17 protein-coding genes are annotated in these 21,709 nt (G+C 64.8%); 13 read left to right on the plus strand and 4 right to left on the minus strand.

The genetic code is table 11. From position 1 onward, the window contains the following. The first annotated feature begins 470 nt into the window (after positions 1-470). From purD to K1X11_RS04040, 11 genes are all read left to right on the plus strand, one after another. The gene (gene purD / locus K1X11_RS03990; protein ID WP_221032984.1) at positions 471-1,766 is read left to right on the plus strand and encodes a phosphoribosylamine--glycine ligase; all 1,296 of its coding nucleotides are present in this window, start codon (positions 471-473) and stop codon (positions 1,764-1,766) included. Beyond that, positions 1,763-2,395: a hypothetical protein gene (locus K1X11_RS03995; RefSeq protein ID WP_221032985.1), complete on the plus strand. Its 633-nt coding sequence runs from the start codon at positions 1,763-1,765 to the stop codon at positions 2,393-2,395. The genes purD and K1X11_RS03995 overlap by 4 nt, the downstream gene beginning before the upstream one ends. A 67-nt stretch (positions 2,396-2,462) precedes the next feature. After that, complete coding sequence (locus tag K1X11_RS04000; RefSeq protein ID WP_221032986.1) at positions 2,463-2,954, plus strand: low molecular weight protein arginine phosphatase; 492 nt, start codon at positions 2,463-2,465, stop codon at positions 2,952-2,954. Between the two features lie 57 nt (positions 2,955-3,011). Beyond that, positions 3,012-4,274, plus strand: coding sequence for a serine hydroxymethyltransferase (gene glyA, locus K1X11_RS04005; protein WP_221032987.1), 1,263 nt, complete (start codon positions 3,012-3,014; stop codon positions 4,272-4,274). A 105-nt stretch (positions 4,275-4,379) separates the two neighbouring features. After that, positions 4,380-7,016, plus strand: a complete 2,637-nt coding sequence (locus tag K1X11_RS04010) for a CHASE domain-containing protein (RefSeq protein WP_221032988.1) — start codon at positions 4,380-4,382, stop codon at positions 7,014-7,016. 55 nt (positions 7,017-7,071) lie between these two features. Then, positions 7,072-7,695 (plus strand): hypothetical protein, encoded by a 624-nt coding sequence (locus tag K1X11_RS04015; RefSeq protein ID WP_221032989.1) that lies wholly within the window; start codon positions 7,072-7,074, stop codon positions 7,693-7,695. 54 nt (positions 7,696-7,749) lie between these two features. Further along, on the plus strand, positions 7,750-9,069 hold the full coding sequence (gene argA / locus K1X11_RS04020; RefSeq protein ID WP_221032990.1) for an amino-acid N-acetyltransferase: 1,320 nt from the start codon (positions 7,750-7,752) through the stop codon (positions 9,067-9,069). A 51-nt stretch (positions 9,070-9,120) separates the two neighbouring features. Further along, positions 9,121-9,570 carry a D-aminoacyl-tRNA deacylase gene (gene dtd / locus K1X11_RS04025; RefSeq protein WP_221032991.1) on the plus strand — a complete coding sequence of 150 codons (450 nt, stop codon included), beginning with the start codon at positions 9,121-9,123 and terminating at the stop codon, positions 9,568-9,570. A gap of 22 nt (positions 9,571-9,592) precedes the next feature. Beyond that, positions 9,593-10,465 carry a hypothetical protein gene (locus tag K1X11_RS04030; RefSeq protein WP_221032992.1) on the plus strand — a complete coding sequence of 291 codons (873 nt, stop codon included), beginning with the start codon at positions 9,593-9,595 and terminating at the stop codon, positions 10,463-10,465. A gap of 195 nt (positions 10,466-10,660) precedes the next feature. Beyond that, positions 10,661-11,899 (plus strand): MFS transporter, encoded by a 1,239-nt coding sequence (locus tag K1X11_RS04035; protein WP_221032993.1) that lies wholly within the window; start codon positions 10,661-10,663, stop codon positions 11,897-11,899. A gap of 124 nt (positions 11,900-12,023) precedes the next feature. After that, positions 12,024-12,923, plus strand: a complete 900-nt coding sequence (locus tag K1X11_RS04040) for a histone deacetylase family protein (RefSeq protein ID WP_221032994.1) — start codon at positions 12,024-12,026, stop codon at positions 12,921-12,923. A gap of 444 nt (positions 12,924-13,367) precedes the next feature. On the opposite strand, the gene K1X11_RS04045 is transcribed toward K1X11_RS04040, so the two are convergent. After that, on the minus strand, positions 13,368-15,326 hold the full coding sequence (locus K1X11_RS04045) for a phospho-sugar mutase (RefSeq protein ID WP_221032995.1): 1,959 nt from the start codon (positions 15,324-15,326) through the stop codon (positions 13,368-13,370). 264 nt (positions 15,327-15,590) lie between these two features. After that, entirely contained in the window at positions 15,591-17,048 is a 1,458-nt protein-coding gene (locus K1X11_RS04050; protein WP_221032996.1) for a UTP--glucose-1-phosphate uridylyltransferase, read from the minus strand. Positions 17,049-17,186: 138 nt separating this feature from the next. Between K1X11_RS04050 and K1X11_RS04055 the strand changes: the two genes are divergently transcribed. Continuing rightward, a complete protein-coding gene (locus K1X11_RS04055) occupies positions 17,187-17,567 on the plus strand; it encodes a hypothetical protein (RefSeq protein WP_221032997.1) in 381 nt (126 codons plus the stop codon). Between the two features lie 213 nt (positions 17,568-17,780). Here K1X11_RS04055 and K1X11_RS04060 read toward each other — a convergent pair whose 3' ends face one another. Beyond that, positions 17,781-18,032, minus strand: a complete 252-nt coding sequence (locus tag K1X11_RS04060) for a hypothetical protein (protein WP_221032998.1) — start codon at positions 18,030-18,032, stop codon at positions 17,781-17,783. Between the two features lie 139 nt (positions 18,033-18,171). On the opposite strand from K1X11_RS04060, the gene K1X11_RS04065 reads away from it, so the two are divergent. Continuing rightward, the gene (locus K1X11_RS04065; RefSeq protein ID WP_221032999.1) at positions 18,172-19,500 is read left to right on the plus strand and encodes a hypothetical protein; all 1,329 of its coding nucleotides are present in this window, start codon (positions 18,172-18,174) and stop codon (positions 19,498-19,500) included. Between the two features lie 393 nt (positions 19,501-19,893). Here K1X11_RS04065 and ptsP read toward each other — a convergent pair whose 3' ends face one another. Further along, positions 19,894-21,657 (minus strand): phosphoenolpyruvate--protein phosphotransferase, encoded by a 1,764-nt coding sequence (gene ptsP / locus K1X11_RS04070; protein ID WP_221033000.1) that lies wholly within the window; start codon positions 21,655-21,657, stop codon positions 19,894-19,896. Between the last annotated feature and the right edge of the window lie 52 nt (positions 21,658-21,709).

A 21,709-nucleotide genomic window follows, 5' to 3' on the forward strand; every position in this document is an offset into this window, starting at 1 on the left:
GCTCGCGGCCTACAGTGCGGTATCCGACCGCGAAATGTAGGCTGCGAGCTTGCTCGCGCTCCGTTGCCTCTCCGTTCCAGCGGTAAGCGATCAGCGGTCAGCGGTCAGCTTTCAGCGCTCAATTTTTCAGCATTTCGACGGCGCAACGCGCCGCTTCCCGCCACTCCGCCGCAACACGCGGGCGACACGCCCACGGCTACATCCCCATCCAAATGTAGCAGCGGCCGTCTCGGCCGCTCCGTTTGCCCTCTCGGACCTTTGCGTTCTTTGCGTCCTTTGCCGTCTTTGCGTTAAACTTCGTTGCCTCTCGGTCCCAGCGGTAGGCGGTAGGCGGTAGGCGACCAGCCCCCAGCCACCCAGCAAATCAAAACCTCGACGACCCGGTGCCGCCTTCGGCAGTTTCACGGCTTGCCTGCGACACCGGATCTCGGCCGGTCGTGCGGGCGTCCTGATTTCTACGACCCAGACCCATGACCCAGCTCCCCTCGTCCGTTCTCGTCGTTGGCTCCGGTGGCCGCGAACACGCTCTCATTCGCGCCATCGCGGCTTCCCCCGCCTCGCCGCGCCTGCTCGCCGCTCCGGGCAACCCCGGCATGGCCGCCGACGGCGCCGCCTGCCACGCCGTCAAAGCCGATGATATTCCCGGTCTGGTTGCCCTCGCCCAAGCGGAGAAGGTCGACTTCGTCGTCGTCGGCCCCGAGGTCCCCCTCGCACTCGGCCTCGTCGACGCTCTGGCCGACGCCGGCATCCCCGCCTACGGCCCGAAAAAAGACGGCGGCGAACTCGAAGCCTCCAAAATCCTCACCAAGCAGATCCTGCTCAAATACGGCATCCCCACCGCCCCGGCCGGAATCTTCGATGAGGTGGAGCCCGCCCTCACCTACCTGCGCGAACGTGGCGCGCCCATCGTCGTCAAGGCCGACGGTCTCGCCGCCGGCAAGGGCGTCATCGTCGCCGCGACCCTCGACGAAGCCGAAGCCGGCGTGCGCGACATGCTTTCGGGCAACAAATTTGGCGAAGCCGGCTCCCGCGTCCTCATCGAGGACTGCCTCGAGGGCGAAGAGACTTCGATCCTCGTGGTCGTTTCCGGCACCGACTACCTCATCCTGCCGACTTCGCAGGACCACAAACGCATCCGCGAGGGCGACACCGGCCCCAACACCGGTGGCATGGGCACCTACTCCCCGGCCGAGGTCGTCACCCCCGAACTCCTCGCCCAAATCGACCGCGAGATCGTGCTGCCCTCCGTCGAAGCCATTGCCAACGAGGGCATCGATTTCCGCGGCACCCTCTTCATCGGCATCATGCTCACCGCCGAAGGCCCGTCCGTGCTCGAATACAACACCCGCTTCGGCGACCCCGAGACCCAGGTCGTCCTCCCGCGCCTCGGTTGTGACGTGCTCGAGCTGCTCTGGCGCGCCGCCCAAGGCAAACTCGCCGGCTTCGACCTGCAGGTTCACGAGGACTCCGCCGCCATGTGCGTCGTGATCGCCGCCGACGGTTACCCCGGCGACTACCCGAAGGGCGACCCGATTTCCGTTCCCGAGCCCCTGCCCTCCGGCGTTGCCGTCATCCACGCCGGCACCAGCACCGACGAGGCCGGGCAACTGGTCTCCGCCGGCGGCCGCGTCCTCGGCGTCACGGCTCTCGCGCCCACCCTGCGCGCCGCCGCCGACGCCGCCTACGAGACCTGCGAAGCTATCGGCATGGCCACCAAAGTATTCCGCCGCGACATCGGCGCCCGCCAATTTGGCCGTCACCAATGAGCCACTTCCTCCGCTCCGCCCGTCTCACCGCGCTGGCAGTCACCGTCGCCGCCACGTTCGCAACCGCCGCTCCCACCGAGCTGGCGACGGGGCTGTTCTACGCCCGCGGCGCTGACATCACCCAAGTCGATCCCGACACCGCCGCCGTGCTCGATCTGCGGCTCACGCCCGCGCCGGCCTCCGCGCCCGCCTGGGCGACCACCACCGACCAAGCGCCCAAAGTCGTGCTGCTCGCCGGCCCTGCCTCCACCGCGTGGGCCAACCTCCTCACCGACCGTGCGCCCCGCGTGCTGTTGCTGGGTCCCACGACCGAACCCACCAGCGCCTTCGACCTTCATGTCGCCGTGCTCCCGGACGAAATCTCCGCCAGCATCGCCGCAATCGAGACCGACGGCGCCGACCTCACCGCGCTCGCCCTGCCCACCGTCGCCAAACGTCGTTTCGACGAAGCCGCGCTTCTCCGCCATCACAACGGCGATGACGAGGACGAGGCAGAAGACTCCCCCGCCGAAACCGCGGAGGAGGCCGAAACCGAGACCACGACCGACGGGTCCGCGACGCCTACCGACCCCATGCTGGAACGCGCCGCGCAGGTGCTGCTCGGGCTCCAGGCCCTCGGCCACGGCTGAGCTTTTCCGCGTTCGGCCACATTTCGTGTTTTCTCCCGGCCCGATAGCCCGTTAAGCCCAACCGTTCATGGCTGACCCGCAATCCGGACTCCTCCTCGCCGTCTGCACCGCCAACATCTGCCGTTCGCCGATGGTGGAGGCGCTGCTCGCCCACGCCCTCAAGGCCGAAGAAGGCCCGCTCAAGAGCTTCCGGGTCGCCTCGGCCGGGGTCGCCGCCCGCTCGGGCGATCCCGCCTCGGCCAACTCCGTCACCGCGCTCAAAAAGGTGGGCCTCGATATTTCGAAACACCGCAGCCAGCCGCTCACGCCCGAGCTGCTCAGCGAAGCCACCGCGGTCTTCGTCATGACCGAGTCCCACCGCGACATCATTTACGCCATGTTTGAGCCGCAGCCGGAAAACATCTTCCTCCTGCGCGAGTTCATGCCGCCCGAGGCCGATCAGCAGATCGCCGATCCCTACGGCGGCCCGCTGCCGCTCTACGAAATGTGCCGCGACGAGATCGTCGAAGCCATCCCCTCGCTGCTCGAATTCCTCCGCCGCGAAATCCCCGGCAACTGAGCCCCCGCCCCTACGACTTTCCGACTTTTAGACCTTTAGACTCTCCGACCCGTATCCATGAACACCGCCCCCCTCGCCACCGCCGATCCCGCCATCGCCGCTGCCATCGCGGCCGAACGCTCCCGCCAGGAGAGCCACATCGAGCTGATCGCTTCCGAGAATTTCACCTACCCGGCCGTCATTGAGGCCCAGGGCAGCGTGCTCACCAACAAGTATGCCGAGGGTTACCCGGCCAAGCGCTGGTATGGCGGTTGCGAGCACGTCGACGTCGTCGAAAACCTCGCCATCGAGCGCGCCATGGAGCTCTTCGGCGCCGAGCACGCCAACGTTCAGCCGCACTCCGGCTCCCAGGCCAACTTCGCCGTCTACACCGCCGTGCTCCAGCCCGGCGACAAGGTCCTCGGCATGAACCTCGCCCACGGCGGCCACCTCACCCACGGCAACCCGGTCAACTTCTCCGGCAAGCTGTATGAGTTTGTTCAATACGGCGTGCGCGAGGACACCGGCCTCATCGACTACGAGGAGCTCGCCGCCGTCGCCGAACGCGAAAAGCCGAAGATGATCACCGTGGGTGCCTCCGCCTACTCGCGCATCATCGACTTCGAGCGCATGGGCCAGATCGCCAAGTCCGTCGGCGCCTACCTGTTCGCCGACATCGCCCACATCGCCGGTCTCGTCGCCGCCGGCGTGCACCCGTCGCCCGTGCCGCACGCCGACTTCGTCACCACCACCACCCACAAGACCCTGCGCGGTCCCCGCGGCGGCCTCATCCTCTGCAAGGCCGAGCATGCCAAGGCCATCAACTCCGCCATGTTCCCCGGTGGTCAGGGCGGCCCGCTCATGCACGTCATCGCCGCCAAGGCCGTTTGCTTCGCCGAGGCCCTCAAGCCCGAGTTCAAGACCTACGCCCAGCAGATCGTCAAAAACTCGCAGGCCCTCGCCGCCGCCATGATCGATCGCGGCTACAAGCTCATTTCCGGTGGCTCCGACAACCACCTCTTCCTCGTCGACCTGCGCGCGAACCTGCCCGAGCTCACCGCCAAGAAGGCCCAGGAGACGCTCGATCTCGCCCACATCACCTGCAACAAGAACACCGTGCCCTTCGAGACCCGTTCGCCCTTCCAGGCCTCCGGTATACGCCTCGGCACGCCCGCCGTCACCAGCCGCGGTTTTGACGAAACCGACATGGTCGAGATCGCCGACTGCATCGACACCGTGCTCAAGGCCATCGACACCGACGGCCTCGATGCCGCCCTCGATGCCGTGAAGGCCCGCGTGGCTGCGCTCACCGCCAAATACCCGCTGCCCTACCCGGTTTGAGCAGCTCCGAGGAATCCACCGGGGAGCGCGCCTGCCGCCCCCGGTTCCCCTCGGCTGCTGCGGTCGCAAGCCAGCCCCGGTTTCCTCATCTGATTTCCCTCTCGCATGCCCGCGGCCGCCCCTGAATCCACTCCCTCCTCCACCTCGCGTCACCGGGTGGGGCTCACCCGTGGGCAGGCCAAGGCCTTGGTTTGGGGCGTCACACTCGTCGGTCTCGCCCTCAGCGTGTTCCTCGCTCGCCGCGCCCAACTCAGCGAGGAGGCCCGCATCCGCGACAACTTCCGCACGCTCGCCACGTTTCAAATCGCCGCCAATCGCGAACGCGTCTCCCTCATTGAGGAACTCCTCGGCAGTCTGCGTCGCGGCATCATGTTCCAGGGCACCGTCACCCGCGAAGAGTTCGACGGCATGTGCGCGGACATCATCAACGACCATGAGGGCTTCCTCTCCCTGCAGTGGGTGCAATACGTGCCCCACCGCTATCGTTCTGAGGTCGAGCGCGCTCTCTCGCTGGATTACGGCCAACCCTTACCGGTCAAGCAACGCACCCGCGACGGCGGTTTTGCCCCGGCCGCCGATCAGGATGTCTATCACATCATCCGGCACGCCTACCCGCTCGAGTTCAACGCCATCGTGCTCGGCTACGACGTGAGCACGGCCCCGTCGGTGGCCGACCAAAACCGCGCCCTGCAATCGCGTTCGCTCGCCGTCACCGCTCCCTTCCGTCTCGCGCAAGCCACGCCCGCCGACGACACTCAGGGCATCATTTTCATCCTGCCGGTGTTTGAGCAGGAGCCCTTCGCGGCCGTGCCACGCGGTTTTGTGCAGGGCGTGTTCCGCATGGACGGAATCTTCGCCCCCGCCATCCAACCCGAGTATACGTCGTTCGCCACCTTCCGCTACTTCGCGGTCAACGAGAGCGACGGTATTCAACACCTCCTCTATTCCAGCGACGCAGCCGAACACGCCGCCGGGATCGCATCGGCTCCCGATCCTGACGCCCCCTTCGTCGTCGACGAATTTGCCATCGGCGGTCGCACCTGGCGCTTCACGGCCTCGCCTTCGCCGACTTGGCTGCAAAACCGTCAGACACGCGAACCTGAGACCCTTTTCATCGCGGGCTTCTGCATCTCTCTGCTGAGCGCGCTTTCACTACACAGTTTCTTCCGTCGCGCCCATGAAGTGGAGCGCCTCGTCGAGGAACGCACCCACGCCCTGCTCACCCACCAAAACGAACTCCAAGCCATCCTCGACAACAGTCCCAACGCGATCTGGATCAAGGACGACACCGGCCACTACATCCTCGCCAACAAAGAGATGGCCGAGCTCTACGGGCTCACCGTCGAACAGATTGTCGGGCACCGCGACGAAGCCCTTTTTAACTCGGAGATTGCCGAGAAACTTCGCGAGTCCGATCGCCGCGTGCTCGAATCTCGAGTCCACAGTCTGTTCGAAGGCGAATACGACATCCGCGGCGAAAAACGTTATTACTACACGGTGAAGTTTCCCCTGTTCGACGCCGACGGAGAACCCTTCGGCGTCGGCGGCATCTCGACCGATGTCACCACCTTCAAACGGGTGGAAACCCAACTCGCCGAAACCCAAAAGCTCGAGAGCCTCGGTGTCCTCGCCGGCGGCATCGCCCACGACTTCAACAATCTGCTCACCGGCATGCTGGGCAACGCGTCCCTCATCTCGCTAGAACTCCCCCCTGAGACCGAAGTGGGCCACTCCGCCCGCGAGATCGAAACCGCCGCCCGCCGCGCCGCCGAACTCTGCCGCCAAATGCTCGCCTACTCGGGCCGCGGCAAATTTGTGGTCGAACGCCTCGATCTGTCGTCCGCCATCCGCGAACTCGTGCCGTTGCTGCGCTCCTCCGTCCGCGCCGACGTCACGCTGAAGCTCGATCTCGCCGACGACTTGCCGCCCATCGATGTCGACCCATCGCAGCTGCGTCAGATCATCATGAATCTGGTGATCAACGCCAGCGAGGCCACCGACGGTGCCGACGGTCGGGTCATGGTGCACACCGCGACCGCCGACGTGGACAGCGAGACACTCCGTGCCGGCATTGGCCACCCCGACCTGCCCGCCGGCCGCTACGTCCGTTTCCGCGTGACCGACAACGGCTGCGGCATCACCCCGGACAACCTGCGCCGGATTTTCGAACCGTTCTTCACCACCAAATTCACCGGCCGCGGCCTCGGGCTATCGGCCGTGCTCGGCATCGTGCGCAGCCATCACGGCGCCATGCTCGTCGACTCCATCGAAGGCAAGGGCACAACCTTCGAGCTGTTGCTCCCCTCCGCCGAAGGCGAGTTTGATACCCGTCCGCCGCTCCCAGTCAGCCCGCTGACGGCTTCCGGTCGACTGCGAGGCAAACGCATCTTCCTAGTCGAGGACGAACCCTCCATCTACCAACTCGCCACCCGCGTGCTGGCCCGCGTAGGCGCTCACGTGACCGCCTACGAAAACGGGGCCCGCGCCGCCTCGGAGTTTCATCCCGGGCAGCACGATTTTGCCGTGCTCGACCTCACGCTGCCTGGCCTCAGCGGCCGCGAGATCCTGATCCGCCTGCGCGACCGCGACCCGCGCCTGCCCGTCCTGCTCATCAGCGGTTACTCCGAAAACGAAGCCATCCAGCTGTGCGGCACCAACCAGCCCGACGGCTTCCTGCAGAAACCGTTCTCCGCCGATGAGCTGGTCAAAGCCATCGAGACCATCCTCGGTCAACGCGCCTAGGGCACGCCATCCCCGCCTTGCGGTCAGCCGCTCCCCGCCCCAACGTCGCCGGTTCATGCCCAAACCGCCGCCCGCCCTCGACCGCAAACCCTGGCCCATGAAATGGATCGTGTTGGCCATTGTTGCCTGCCTCGTGCCCTACACGTGGTTGACCTTGGCCTACCGCAAGGAAGGGCCGGCCTACGAGCCGTATCAGGATAACAAGGACCGCGCCCAGGTCATGCGCCTGCTCGACGCCGGCTTCCGCCGCGTGGAGCTTTCCCTCGACCGCCTGGTCGATCCGTCGATGCCGCTCGCGGCCTCCGCCGAAACCCAAGCCATCGAGGGAGGCCTGCCTCCCTTGCTCTCCGAGGTGCTCATCGACAAGCCGCCCGTGCCCTCCTCTTTCGCGCTCGTGGATGCCCCTGCCCAAAGCCTCGCCGGCGCACCTTACGTGCTGTTGCTCACCGCTCAACAACCCGATCACAGCGAACGCCCCGCCGTATCCACCCTCTACCTCCGCGGTCAGGAAGCCGTGTTCATCGTGGGTTACGATGCCCTCCCCGGTGACCTTCAGGCCCGCGATCTTACCGCCCGCCTCCGGCTCACCGTGCCGCCAAACACCCTCGAACCCGGCACTTATCAAGGCACCCTCATCGGCGCCCTCGAATCCCGCCGCTGGACCTTCGACATTCACTGACCGTAGTCCAGCCACCATCGTTTAGCTTTTCAGCCTCTCTCTGCGCCCTTCGCCATGTCTGCTCCGACCTCCGTTCCCGCTGCCGAAACGTCGATCAAACCGACCGACCTGCGCGGTATCCTCAAATACATTCCGCGCTTCCGGGATCAGATTTTTGTGGTCGCCCTCGACGGTGCGGTCATCGCCGACGACAACCTCACCAACCTCTTGGTCGATATCGCCGTCCTGCGCAGCCTGACCATCAAAGTCGTCCTGGTTCACGGCATCTCCCAACAACTCGCCGAGCTGTCGACCCTGCGCGAAATCCCGATCACCAATGCCGACGGCACCGGCGTGACCGATCGCCCCACCCTCGACCTCGCCGTTCGCGCCTCTTCGCGCGTGTCCCATCTCGTGCTCGAAGGCCTCACCCAAAACGGCCTCAAGTGCGCCATCACCAACGCCATTCGCGCCCTCCCCGTCGGCATCATCCGCGGCGTCGATCAGCAGTTCACCGGCCGCGTCGATCGCATCGACAAAGACACACTGCACCATCTCATCGCAGCCGACATCGTGCCCATCATCCAGCCCATCGGTTTCGCCCCCAACGGCCACACCCTGCGCATCAACTCCGACCTCCTCGCCATCGAAGTCGCCGAGGCCCTCGACGCCACCAAGGTCATTTATCTCACCAACCAGGACGGCCTGCGCATCAACGGCGAACTCCGCCGCGACATCGCCGTCGACACCCTGCGCAAGACCCTCGACAGCGTGCCCGAATCCGTCGCGCCGACCGCCCGTTCCAAGGCCCTGCACGCCGTCAAAGCCATCGAGAGTGGCATCCCCCGCGTGCACCTCGTCGACGGTCGCGTCTACGACAGCCTGCTCAACGAGGTCTTCTCCAGCGAGGGCGTCGGCACGCTCATTTACGGCAACGACTATCAACAGGTCCGCAAAGCCACCCGCAGCGACGTGCGCTTCATTCACAGCCTTACCCGAAGCGCCGTGAAGCGCGAGGAACTGCTCCACCGCACCCAGCAGGCGATCGAGAAAAATATCGACCAGTTCTACGTCTTCGAGGTCGACGAAAACATCGTCGCCTGCGTCACCCTGCAGTTCTATCCCGACCGCCCCGAGCTCGCCGAACTCGGCTCGCTCTACGTCATGCCCTTCCACCACAAACGCGGCGTCGGCCGCAAGATGGTCGAGTTCGCCGCTTTGCGCGCCAAGGAGCTCGGGGCCAAATACCTGCTCGCGCTCTCCACCCAGAATCCTGGTTTCTTCACCAACGTCTGCGGTTTCGACGAGTCCGACAAATCCGCCCTGCCGGCCGAGCGACTCAAGACCTACGAGGCCAGCGGCCGCAACGCCAAGGTCCTCGTCCGCGCCCTCTGAGTCGTCCCGAATTCTTTCTCTTTATCGTTATCTTTATCCCGCTCGTCGTTCATGCGCGCCGTCGTTCAACGCGTCTCCCACGCGGCCGTCACGGTCGGTGAACGCACCACCGGTGCCATCGGCCAGGGCGTGCTCATCCTGCTCGGTATCACCCACGCGGATACGACCGACGACGGCGAATGGCTCGCCCAAAAGATCGCCAAGCTGCGCATCTTCCCCGACGAGGGCGGCAACATGAACCGCTCACTCCTCGACACCGGCGGTGATGCGCTCGTCGTGAGCCAATTCACTCTGCACGCCCGCGTGCGCAAGGGCACCCGCCCGTCCTTCAACGACGCCGCCCCGCCCGCCCAGGCCGAGCCGCTCTACGAAACCTTTCGCGCGCAACTCTCTGCCGCCCTCGGCGGTCGCCCCGTGCCCGGCGGCGAGTTCGGCGCCATGATGCAGGTCGCGTTGGAAAATGACGGTCCGGTTACTCTCATTGTGGATACAAAGGCATAAGGCGGTGTCATAGGCACCTGCCATGCCCCTACCCCTTCGTTTGTTCGCGCCGGTTTTGCTCGGCACGCTCCTCACCGCCACGCCCCTCTTCGCCAAACCCGCCTCGGCCCGCATCGCCATCCGCTCCGTCGCCGCCGGGTATTACGCCCCGCCTTCCGTCGACGGCTCCGACGACCCCGCCCAGACCTTTGTGTTGATCGACGGCGGTTACGCGCCCGGCACCGCCCGAGACGGCAAACTCGCCAAGCTGACCTTCGCGGAGGTCACCGCGCCGCTGACGGCCGCATTGATCAAACGCGGCTTTCGTCCCGCCGCCGAAGGCGAAGCGCCCATGCTCCATCTCGTCGTCGAATGGGGCCGCACCAAACCTGCCATGGACATGAACATGGATATCTCGGTGAGCCAGATTCAGGAAATCCACCGTGATCTGCCGCCTTCCAAACGAGGCAACGTGGATTTCCGCCCCGATCCCCAATCCGAATCGCTGCGTAACGCCCTGCGGATGGAAAACGCCAAACTCCAACTCGGCGCCGACCGCCGCGCTTACACTACCTGGGACAATGCCCTCCTGCTGGGCTACGCCAACGAGTTGTATGCGCTCAGCCAAGCGCCCCGCGCCGAACGCCCGTGGAAACGCCACGAAGAGCTCTTGAACGATCTCACGAGTGAACGCCTCTACCTCATCGTGCGCGCCTTCGCCTTCGAAACCGGCGCCGACCCGGCCGACGCCCCGCAAGCCCATCTCATCTGGCTGACCCGCCTGAGCATCCGCGACGAAGGCCCCAACTACCCCGCTCAGCTCGAGCTCATGCTCCCCTTCGCCGCCCGCTACTTCGGCTACACCACCGGCGAACTCATCCGCGCCACCTCCATCAAAGACCTGTCGCAGAAGTAAGCCACCACGCTCACCGCTGTAGCCGGTCGCGATGAGGCCGGCCGAATTGCCCCTCCGCTGTAGCCGGTCTCGGTGAGGCCGGCCCGGGGTCACCGTCCCCGACTACAACCACAGCCGGTCGCGTCGAGGCCGGCCCCACCTTGCCCCCACGACTATCGACATCCCCCGCCCGCGTCCCCGGAATGCGCGGCGCACATGGGCTACCTGCGATTCATCCGCGAGCAACCGGTCGAGGCGACCTTCGGTTTTGGCACCACGCTGTTCACCAGCGTCGGCCAGACCTTCTTCATCTCGATGTTTGTGCCGTCGCTGGTCGCCGCCCTGCCGCTCACCGAAGGCCAGTTCGGCACCGTTTACGCCGCGGGCACCTTGGTCGGCGCGCTCATTCTGCCTTTCGCCGCCGCCCACTACGACACGACGCCGTTGGCCCCCTACACCCGCCGCGTGTTCTTCGCGCTGGGCCTTTCCGCCCTGGTCATGGCGTTTGTCGTGCATCCCGCCATCCTCTTCCTCGCCGTGGTCGGCCTGCGCCTCTGCGGCCCCGGTCTGGTCACCCACATCGCCAACACCACCATGGCCAAGGGCTTCGAACGCCGTCGCGGCCTCGCCCTGGGCCTCACCTCCCTCGGCTATCCCCTCGGTGAAGGCATCCTGCCACCGCTCGCCGCGGCCCTGCTTATCTGGATCGACTGGCGCTTCATGTGGATCGCCCTCGGGCTGTTCTACCTAACCGTTCTGCCTTGGGCGGCCACCCGACTGATCGCTCGCGCCCGCTTCGAGACCTTCGTGGCCAGCGACCTCACCACCGGCCCCAAACCGTCCACGCGCCGCCAGCTCATCGCCGCCTTCAAACTCATGGGCACCGATGCCCGTTTTTGGTGGATGCTGCCCGTGCAGGTCCTGCTGCCCATGCTCATCACCGCCGCCTTCCTCTACCAAGGTCCCATCGCCGTTTCAAAGGGGTGGAGCACCACCTTCATGGCGTCGCTTTTCACCCTCTTCGCCTGTTTCCGCGCCGGCACCTCGCTCACCTCCGGTCACCGCATCGACCGCGTCGGCGCCATCCGCCTCGCCCCCTGGGTCGCGGTGCCGGTCACCCTCGCGTTTCTCCTCCTCGCCTGGGGCACACATCCCGCCGCGGGAATCGGCTTCTTCGTCCTCACCGGTCTCACCGCCGGCTCCTCCGGCAACGTGCTCACCGCCATCTGGGCCGAACTCTACGGTCCGGCCCAACTCGGCACGATCAAAGGCCTCACCGGCGCGCTCGCCGTCTTCTCGTCCGCCGCCGGTCCTGCCATCGCCGGCATCCTCTTGGAACTGGGAGTCGGCTATCCTGCCATGCTGACCGGCTTCGCCATCGCCACCGCCCTCGCCGCCCTCAGCGCCACCCAACTCATCCGGATAGGGTCGAACCGCCGGGCCGACCGCCCCTGAGCACCAAATCCCCCCCCGTGGCCGAGGCTTCCAGCCTCCAGCGTCAACCGCACCACACTTTCGATTTTTGCGCCCTTTTGTGCCTCTTTGCGGCCAACAACACCTCTGCCTCACCGCCGCCCTAATGCGCTGCTTCTACCACCCCGAATACGTCTTCCCGCTGCCCCCGGAACACCCGTTCCCGATGGACAAATTCTGGCGCGCCGAAGCCATGCTCCGCGAGGCGAACCACCCCGCGATCACGATCCACTCGCACGCGCCCGCATCCATCGAGCAACTCCACCGCGTTCACACCCCGACCTATCTCGCCAGCATTCGCGCGGGTGCCCTCGTCAAAGCCGATGCCGTGCGCCTCGGTCTACCCGCCAGCGAAGCCCTGCTCCATCGCTCTGCCCTCGAGGTCGGCGGCACCCTCGCCGCCACCCAGGCCGCCCTCGAAGACGGCCTCGCCTGCAACCTCGCCGGCGGCACTCACCACGCCTTTGCCGACCGCGGACTCGGCTACTGCGTCCTTAACGACGTCGCCGTCGCCATTCGCGAACTCCACACCACTCGCCCCAAGCTCCGTATCTTCGTAGTCGATACAGACGCCCACCAAGGCAATGGCACGCACGGCATTTTCGCCGCCGAGGACCGGGTCTTCACCTACTCCATTCACGTCGGCAAAAACTATCCCGCCGCGAAAACCCCGGGCGACTTGGATGTGCCGCTGCCACGCTACGTCGAGGGAGCCGACTACCTCGAGCAACTGGAGTCGACCCTCTCCCCTGCCCTCGATGACTTCGCCCCCGACTTCGTGTTTTGGATCGGCGGTGCCGACCTGCACATCGACGACCGTTTTGGCCAGATGCGCCTGACCGACGAACACTTCGCCGCGCGCGACCATCACATCCTGGATCTCGTCACGACCCGTCGTGTGCCCACCGTCGTGCTCTACGGCGGCGGCTACAACCGAGACCGGATCAAAACCGCCCGCCTCCACGCCGACACCGTCCTCCGCGCCGCCGACCACGCGCAAAAATAAAGCGAGTCTTCAGGTGGACGCGGACGTCCCCGGCCGCGTCGACGCCTGCCTCTCGGTCTGTGCAATAGGCGATAGGTTGTAAGCTTTCAGCGGTCAGCTTTCAGCCACCAGCCAGCCCTTCCACCGCAACGCGCGGGCGACACGCCCGCGGCTACATCCCAATCGCAATGTAGCAGCGGCCGCCTGTCCCGCGACTGCGGTGATCTCGGCCGCTCTCCGTCGCCCCGTCCGCCTCTTGGTCTCTGCCGCTCGGCGTAGGCCGCGAGCTCGCTCGCGCTAACGTTGCCTCTCGGTTCCAGCGATAGGCGATAGGGTATAAGCTTTCAGCGATCAGCCGTCAGCTTTCAGCCTTTCGACGGCGCAATGCGCCGCCGTCCCCCAACACAAAAAAAGAGCCACCCGGTTGGGTGGCTCTCTTCAAACACTGCTAGCTGCGCTTCGCGCTCAGCCTTCGGCTCGCGCCTTGGCATCGGCTTCGATGGCGTCTTTCACTTTCGTCAACTCCGCGGCCACTTGGGCCTTCGCCGTGGCGAGGTCGACGCCGTCTTCCAAGGGCGCGTTGGCGAACACGTAGAACTTCATCTTCGGCTCGGTGCCGCTGCCGCGCGCGGCAAACGAATAACCGTTGCTCAGTGTGACAAAATACAAGTCCTGCTTCGGAATGAGCTCGAGGTCGGCGTCACGGATGTCTTGCACGCCGAAGTCCTCAAACTTGGCCACCTTCACGTCGCCAAACGCCTCCGGCGGATTCGAACGGTAGGTGTCGAGGATGCGCTTGATCTTCTCCGCGCCGGTCGCGCCTTCGTAATACAGATTGATGGTGCCTTCGGTGTAGTATCCGTGCTTCTGATACAACGCATCGAGGCGATCGAGCACGGTCTCGCCGCGGCTCTTCGCCCAGGCGCAGAACTCGGCAAACATGAGACAGGCGGCGTTGCCGTCCTTGTCGCGCACGTAGTCGTTGGGCAGGTAGCCGTAACTCTCTTCGGAGCCGAAGGCGTAGAAGGTGGAATGTTCCTGCAGCAACTTGGCGCGCGATTCAAACGGAGTCGCGTCGTAGTCGAGACCGATGCCCTGCTGCAGCATGGCGGCGGTGAGCTTCTCTTCGTAACCGCGCATCTTCGAGGCGATCCACTTGAAGCCGGTCAGAGTGTTGATGACCTTCACACCGTGGCCCTTGCCGATGGCGTCCTGCAGCGGGGAGGTCACGAAGGTCTTCACCAGCGCGACATTCTCGGAGCCGTCCTGCGGGATCCAACCGAGCTCCTTGTATTTGGAGATGCGGTAATCGGCCAGCAGCGCGCCGATTTGGTTGCCGGTCAGCAGGTGCATCTTGCCGTCGTTGCCGCGCACCGCGCAGCCCATGCGGTCGCAGTCCGGGTCGGTGCCGACGATGACATCGAGGCCCTTCTCTTCGGCCATCTTGACCGCCAGCGCGAGCGCCTCGGCGTTCTCCGGATTCGGCGATTTCACCGTCGGGAAACGTGGATCAAAACCCGCCTGTTCCGGCACTTCACTCACGTCGCAACCGGCGTGCGCCAGCAGCGGCATCGAGGCCACGCCACCCACGCCGTGGATGTTGGTGAAACCGATCGAGAGTTTGGTCTGCTTAAAAATCTCGGTGTCGATCACCGCCTTGGACGCAGCGGCGAGGTAGGCGTCGTCGGCCGCGCGGCCGAGCGTGATCACTCGATCGCCGGACACGTCGAGGAACTCGGAGAGCTCGCTGAGCGGCACGCCGTTGACCTGATCCACTATGCCCTTGTCGTGCGGAGCAACCACCTGGGCACCGTCTTCAAAGTAGGCTTTGAAGCCGTTGTCGTGCGGCGGATTGTGCGAGGCCGTGATGACCGCACCGCAGTGGGCACCGAGCCAACGCACGCTGAAGCTGAGCTGCGGGGTCGAACGCGGACCATCGAAGATGAAGGCGTCACCGCCGAGCTTCACCCAAGTCGAGGCGGCGAGCTCGCAGAAGTGGCGGGAGAAGTGACGCACGTCGTGGGCGATGACGAGTGTCGGCACCTCGGGGCGGTCGGCGTCCTTGAGGAAGCCGCTCACGTAGCGGAACAGGCCGACCGTGGCGCGCACGAGGGTGAAGTCGTTGAGGATGTTGCTGCCGGCGGCGGCGTGTTCGGGCGTGCCCTGCTCGCTCGGCGTGCCGGTCTCGACCTTGGTGACGACGCGACCGATGGTGCGGCCGCGCATGCCGCCGGTGCCGAAGGCGAGCTCGCGATAGAAACGGTCGTTCAGCTCGTCCCAAGCCTGCTGGGCCACGAGCTCGTCGATGCTCTGGTTCACCCAATCGGGCAAACCCGCCTGCAGCCACGTGGACGCGTTGCCCACGGTAGACGGAAGAAGATGACCGGCCTCACCGGCCGCTTTAATGGATTCGAGGGTGCTCATGAAATATTACGTGGTTTGACCGCAGAGGTCGCAGAAGGGCGCAGAAGCCGGACTAGGCGTTGGTGACATACAGCACCTGAAGCTTCGCGTGTTTGAAGTTCAACCGCAAGGCGAGCTTCAGTCCCGTGCTATTCAGGTAACCCTCCTCGCGGCAGCGATGATTTGACCGCTCAGTTCGCGGTGAGGGACGTCTTCTCCAGGAGCCCGAAACATTGCCCCAAAGGATCTGCGGCTATCTGCGTGATCTGCGGTTAAAACAAAAAATCACTCCAGGACCGTGCCGTCGGCGATCGTCGGTTTCGGATCGGCGGCCTCCCAGGAGTCGGCGAACGACGCTTCGTCGTAACCGAAGCTGGGGGCGACCTCGAAGCCCACCGCCGGCAGGCCGCTGTCGTCCACCGCCAGACCCGCGCCGTGCGCATTGGCCCAACGAGCGAACTGACGCAGTTGGTCGTCGCGGCAGGTTGCCGGACTGTCGACGCCCTCGGCGTTCTTCACCGGGGAAAAGTCGTCCGCGCGGCGCGTCTCGATGATCACCGGATTCTTCGCAAACGGGAGTGCATCGAACACAAACATCTCAAACTTCACGCCGTTCGGCTCGCTCGGTTTCACCGTTTCGCCGGATGCATCGACCGTCGGGATCTTCTTGTTCGCGCGATGGAAAGGCAGCGATTGCGCCGCCTGCACCGTGCCCACGAGCGGTTCCCCGCCCTGCGCCAGCCGACGCACAAACTCACGATCGAGCACGTGAATCGCGATGCTGCCCGCGAGGTAGCGCAGCTCACCGGCATCGTCGGTCTCTTCCTGCAGCTCGGTCGGCAGATCGGAATACTCCACCACCACCGTCTGGCCGCGTTGGGTGCAGAAGTGGCCGACCTTTTCGCCGGCGTAGGCCTTCGGCACCGTCTTGCTCGACATCTCCGACTGACCCAGCACGTGCCAGCCGATGAAGGCCGGGTCGATGATGCGGATGAGCGGGTTGTCGACTTGGAAATAGCTGATGATGTCGATGCCCTGCTCCGCCAGAAAATCGAGCGAGCCACTCCGCGCCAGCGCCCGCAGCGAACCGCCATGGCCGTCCGGCGACATCGCAATGTGGCCTTTGCTCTCGAGCATGATTTTGCCGTCGAGATCGACCGCCGGCATGCGCCCTTGGCGGAAGAACTTCACCTGCGATTCAGCGAGACCGAAGAAAGCGTGATCGCGGAAAAAGGACTCGGTCGCCGCATGGTTCTGGTGGCTCGTCATGATCAGCCACGGGATCGTCGTGCCGTAGCGTTTGCCGGCGGCGGCGATTTTCTCGGCGAACACTTGGAAGAGGGTCTTCTGCTTCACCGGCGTCACCGGGAACGTGCCCTTGGGTCCGTCGTAACCCAGACGCGTGCCCTGACCACCGGCGACCGTGAACGCCGCCACGCGGCCTGCGCGCAGCGCCTCCTCGCCCACCTCGGCGGCCTCCGCCCACGCGGCACCATTGCCACCGTTTTCCGGCAGCTTTTCGTAGGCCGCCGGCTCCAAATCGGTGAGGTCGACCGCCGCGCCGTGATCGCTGTCGATCAACTCACGTTTCAGTCGCGCGATCTCCTCCAAATCGATCTCCGCTGCCTCGGCCAACAAGGCCTCCTGCGCGTCGGGCGACAGCTCCTCGAAGTAGGCAAAAACCTGCTCTTGGCCGGCGGATTTGAATGATGCGATGATTTCGGACGGGGAAGACTGGGCCATCGAAGGGAAAACCTGCCGCATGGCTTTCGGTTCCCGCAACGCCATAAATGCAACAGCGGCGTTTCGCTGGTGCAACGCGTTGAACCGACGTAATTGCCATTGCCCAGAGCCCCCTGCAGCCGCCAACGTCCGCCGCCGATGGACTTCGTGCCCAACGCTGTTTTTGCCGCCCCTTTCTTTGCGCTCTTCGAGTTGGTGCAACTCATCGTCAGCGAGCGCTACATCGGCGTAAAACAGATCAAGCGCGGCACCGACCCGCGCGAGGAAGGGCCGCCCAATCGCCTCGCCGGCTGGTGGGTCTTCTTTCTGGTGGTCTACTGGATGTGGATGGGCCCGATGCTCTACTACCCGTTCACGCGAATGCACATGGCGGTGCTGATCGGCGTCGGCCTGTTCGGCTACGCCCTGCGCCGCAATGCCGGGCTAAAGTGGATCCTGGTCATCCTCACCTTCGAAGGCGCCATCCGCATCGGCATCCTCATCTCCCTCATCGGCCGCGCCTGGCGCGCCCTAACCTGAGCCCGCAAAAAAAGTGGCCGAGGCTTCTAGCCTCGGTGCCCGCTCAGTCTAGTCGTAGCAGCGGCCGCCCGTCCCGCGACTGCGGTGATTTCGGCCGCTCTCCATCCCGCAAGTCACCTTCCTCCACCACCGCTCTCAGCGTCTCTGCGCCTCTGCGTCAAACCACCCATTGCCTCACAGCCTCCCAGCTCTCCGCCCGTCAGTCTCAGCCCATCAACGCTCCCAAACCCGCGTCTCTTCTCCTGCCAGCGATGCCCGGAAAAACGCCTCCGCCTTCGAGAGCAGTTTGGCGTATTGCGAATACTGTCCCGCCCACGAGTTCGGCACCGACAGCCGCTGAATCGTGCCCGGCCTCACTTTCCCGTTCACCATCTCGGCGGCAAACTTCACCGCCATCTTGGGGTCGTGCGTATGGACCACAAAATACTGCGTCGAGCCATCGCTCGCTTCTTGTTCGATGCGCACGAAATGCGGAAAGTTCATGTCGCTGGCCCCGACCCTGATCAACGGGCTCCGTTTGGCCACCCCAAAGCGCCCATCACCCCGGTCCGCTCATTTCAGCATTTCCGAACGACGCCTTTTCCGCTTCGCTGCTTCCCGTCACATGGAACTCCCCGACGACGCCCCGAAGCTGCCCAAACTTCCCTTTCTCATCGGCGACGTGATCTTCCTCGGAATCACCGCCTACTTGATCAACCAAGCGGGCTCGACGCCCTCCACCGCCAGCATTGTCGGCATCGTGGTGAGCGCCGGCATCGCGGTGGGCTTGGGCCTCGCGCCCTTCATTGTCGGCTACGCCCGCCAGCAGGACCAACAGCTCACCGAGCGCCAAAACGCGCTGGAGGCGCTCACCCGCACCACCGCCAGCGCCGCCGACCAAGCCTGCATCGCCGCCAACGGCCTGCACGAGATCGCCGAGATCACCAAACGCAACCTGCACTCCATCGAGGAGCTGCCCGCTGCGATCGAAGCCGCCCGGCAGTCGGCCAAATCTAAAGAGAACCACCAGCACGCGACGGCAGTTGAAGCCCTGCGCTCCGACCTCGATCAAGTGCGCGAGGAGCAGGCCAGCGCCCAGGAGTCGACCACCCAACTGCTCGAAAAACTGGCCGAACAACTTACTGCCCTGGAGACCCAAGTGAGCCAACGCTTCGCCGAGCTCGAAACCCACTTGGACCAAGTCCCCTCCGCGCCGCCACCTCCTGCAATCGCCCCAGCTCCTGCTCCTAAACCGACCGCGGCGCTCGCTCCCGACCCGGAACCAGAGCCTGAGCCCGAGCCTGAGGACCTCCCTCCCGCAGCCCCGGTCGTGGAACCGGAACCGGAGCCTGAGCCCGAGCCCGAAATCGACCACGCCGAGGAACCTACCGCCGAGCCTGCCCCCACTCCCGAACCCGCCAAACCCGCGCCTAAGAAAAAGGCCAAAACCAAGAAGGCTGAGCCGAAGAAAAAACCCACGCCGCCGCCTGAGCCCTCCCTTTTTGATCCGGTAGCGGAACCCGACGAGGATGCTGAGAATTTCGACGACGAGGAAGATCTGGTTCTCGCATCCGATGAACCCGCTCCCGCGGAGGAAGTCTCCGAAGAACCCGACGACGCTCTCGAACCGGATGCCGATGAAGACCTAGAGGAAGAGGAAGGGATCGACGACGAGCCCCCCGCGCCCTCATCCGACGGCATCACGCGCCTCACCGTGACGGCCTACATCGGCATCGGCAATCGTCTCTTCGTTCGCGGCGACGGCCCCGGCCTCAGCCGCGACGAAGGCACCCCGTTGCAGTTCGTTTCGATCGGCAAGTGGCGCTGGGAGTCCGACGCCGCCACCGAACCGGTGAAGCTCACGATTTGGAAGAACGACGAAACCGAGTGCACGGCCCTCGGCGAAATCGAACTCCCCCCCGGCGCCCAACTCGAAACCAGCGCCAACTTCTAAGCGCCGGTGTTTCCAGGCTGTTGCCCCTCCGCGTAGGCCGCGAGCCCTGTCCCGCACGGCGCGGTGATCGCTCGCGCTAACGTTGCCTCTCGGTCCCAGCGGTAGGCGGAAGGCGGAAGGCTATAAGCTTTCAGCCGTCAGCATTTCGACGGCGAATCGAGCCGCCTTCCGCCCTCCCTTTTTCCTGAGATCCCGACTACGAGATTTGATTCTACACTCATAGGTTCCGGTGCGTAGCCGGTAGGCGAAGCCATCCGTGTCCATCCGTGGTTAAAAAACCTCCCTGCCTCTCGGTCCCAGCGATAAGTGATAGGCCGTCAGCCGTCAGCTTTTCAGCGTTTTAGCTTTTCCGCGTTTTAGCGTTTCGACGGCGCATCGCGCCGCCCCCCCCCTTCACATCCGCATGTGCGTGCGGTAAAACTCGACGCAAATACGCTCGATATCCTCCGGCGCATCCAACGCCTCGGCTCGCGCCGCCAGCTCCCGCGCCTCATCCATGCGCATGTTGCGGATCAAATACTTCGCCGCCGGCAACAACGGCGGCGTCATGCTCAGCTCATCCACGCCCATGCCGAGGAGCAGCGGCACAAACACCGGATCCCCGCCCATTTCGCCGCACACGCTGACCTTGATCCCCGCCTTGTGCGCCGCCGCCACCACTTCGCGGATCACGCGCAGCACCGCCGGATGCGCCGGCTCGTAGAGCTGCGCCGTGCGTTCATTCACGCGATCGATCGCGATCAGATATTGAATCAGGTCGTTGGTGCCGATGCTGAAGAAATCACACTCGCGCGCGAGTTTGTCGGCCATGAGCGCCGCACTCGGGATCTCGATCATGCTGCCTACCGGTAGGTCCGCCTTGTGCGGCACGCCTTCGGCGGCGAGTTCCTGACAGCATTCCGACAACAACCGCCGCGCCTCGCGCAGCTCGCGCGAACCACTGATCATCGGAAACATGATGTGCACGTTGCCATGTGCGCTCGCCCGCAGGATCGCGCGCAACTGCGCCTTAAAAATGTCGTGGTGCTCGAGGCAAAAGCGAATCGCCCGGAAGCCGAGGAACGGGTTGTCCTCGCGCGGGAACAGATGCGGCGCACCGCTCATCGGTTTGTCGCCACCGAGGTCGAGCGTGCGGATCACCACCGGCGCATCACCGAAGGCCTCCGCCACCGTCTTGTAGGCCTGGTATTGCTCCTCCTCAGACGGCACGCGCGGCGCCGCCAGATACAGATACTCCGAGCGAAACAGCCCCACGCCCTCCGCGGCGTGCTCCCGCACCAACTCCACTTCGTCTGGTTTTTCTATGTTGGCACGCAACGCGACCGGCGCGCCGTCGAGCGTCACGGCCGGCTCCTGCACCGCGTCCATCAGCCGCTTTTCGAAAGACTGTTTCTCGCTGCGCAGCTCTCCGTAACGGTAGAGCGTGCGTTCGCTCGGACGCACAATGACGATGCCGTCGTAACCATCGACGATGACCTCGTCACCGTCCTTGATTTTCTCCATCGCTCCGCGCACGCCCACGACCGCTGGCACCTTCATCGAACGCGCCACGATGACCGCGTGACTGGTCTTGCTGCCCGACTGGGTCACCACGCCGAGCGCCGAAGAACGATCCAAGGTCGCCGAATCCGACGGCGCGATATCGTCGGCCACCACGATGCGTCGCCCCAGCAGCTCGCTCAGGCTCTCGGCCGTGTGGCCCATCAAATTGTTCAGCACCCGAAACGCCACGTCGCGGATATCGCCCGCCCGTTCGCGCAGGTATTCGTCGTCGATCTCGGCAAAGGCCCGAATATAACGCTGCGCCACCGTGTTGAAACAGGCCTCCACATTTCGCCCCGATGTTTCGATCTCGCGCTCGGTTTCGGAGATGAGGGCCTGATCCTCCAACACCATCAGGTGGGCGTCGAAAATCTGCGCCTCATCGGGCCCCAGATTCTTTTCCACCTGATCCCGGATCACCGTGATCTGGCCCCGCGTGGTCATGAGGGCCTGGTTAAGCCGCTCCACCTCGGCCGCCCGCTTGTCCGCCGTAACCTGATACTCCGGCACCTCGAGTTCCGCCTTCCGATAAACAAAGGTCGGACCGTAAGCGATGCCCGGCGACGCTGAGATCCCTTGGAGGATCAGCTCGGAATTGGCATCAGTTTCGGACATGCAAGAGTGGATGGAAGTGGCGAGGAGGAAAGGGATAGCAACAGCGTCTCCC

Source organism: Actomonas aquatica, from assembly GCF_019679435.2.
In the GTDB taxonomy this organism is placed as follows: Bacteria; Verrucomicrobiota; Verrucomicrobiia; order Opitutales; family Opitutaceae; genus Actomonas; species Actomonas aquatica.

Bases quoted from the DNA above. Each gene is read 5' to 3' on its own strand.
- purD (WP_221032984.1), top strand. From the start codon at position 471: ATGACCCAGCTCCCCTCGTCCGTTCTCGTCGTTGGCTCCGGTGGCCGC.
- K1X11_RS03995 (WP_221032985.1), top strand. From the start codon at position 1,763: ATGAGCCACTTCCTCCGCTCCGCCCGTCTCACCGCGCTGGCAGTCACC.
- K1X11_RS04000 (WP_221032986.1), top strand. From the start codon at position 2,463: ATGGCTGACCCGCAATCCGGACTCCTCCTCGCCGTCTGCACCGCCAAC.
- glyA (WP_221032987.1), top strand. From the start codon at position 3,012: ATGAACACCGCCCCCCTCGCCACCGCCGATCCCGCCATCGCCGCTGCC.
- K1X11_RS04010 (WP_221032988.1), top strand. From the start codon at position 4,380: ATGCCCGCGGCCGCCCCTGAATCCACTCCCTCCTCCACCTCGCGTCAC.
- K1X11_RS04015 (WP_221032989.1), top strand. From the start codon at position 7,072: ATGCCCAAACCGCCGCCCGCCCTCGACCGCAAACCCTGGCCCATGAAA.
- argA (WP_221032990.1), top strand. From the start codon at position 7,750: ATGTCTGCTCCGACCTCCGTTCCCGCTGCCGAAACGTCGATCAAACCG.
- dtd (WP_221032991.1), top strand. From the start codon at position 9,121: ATGCGCGCCGTCGTTCAACGCGTCTCCCACGCGGCCGTCACGGTCGGT.
- K1X11_RS04030 (WP_221032992.1), top strand. From the start codon at position 9,593: ATGCCCCTACCCCTTCGTTTGTTCGCGCCGGTTTTGCTCGGCACGCTC.
- K1X11_RS04035 (WP_221032993.1), top strand. From the start codon at position 10,661: ATGGGCTACCTGCGATTCATCCGCGAGCAACCGGTCGAGGCGACCTTC.
- K1X11_RS04040 (WP_221032994.1), top strand. From the start codon at position 12,024: ATGCGCTGCTTCTACCACCCCGAATACGTCTTCCCGCTGCCCCCGGAA.
- K1X11_RS04045 (WP_221032995.1), bottom strand. From the start codon at position 15,326: ATGAGCACCCTCGAATCCATTAAAGCGGCCGGTGAGGCCGGTCATCTT.
- K1X11_RS04050 (WP_221032996.1), bottom strand. From the start codon at position 17,048: ATGGCCCAGTCTTCCCCGTCCGAAATCATCGCATCATTCAAATCCGCC.
- K1X11_RS04055 (WP_221032997.1), top strand. From the start codon at position 17,187: ATGGACTTCGTGCCCAACGCTGTTTTTGCCGCCCCTTTCTTTGCGCTC.
- K1X11_RS04065 (WP_221032999.1), top strand. From the start codon at position 18,172: ATGGAACTCCCCGACGACGCCCCGAAGCTGCCCAAACTTCCCTTTCTC.
- ptsP (WP_221033000.1), bottom strand. From the start codon at position 21,657: ATGTCCGAAACTGATGCCAATTCCGAGCTGATCCTCCAAGGGATCTCA.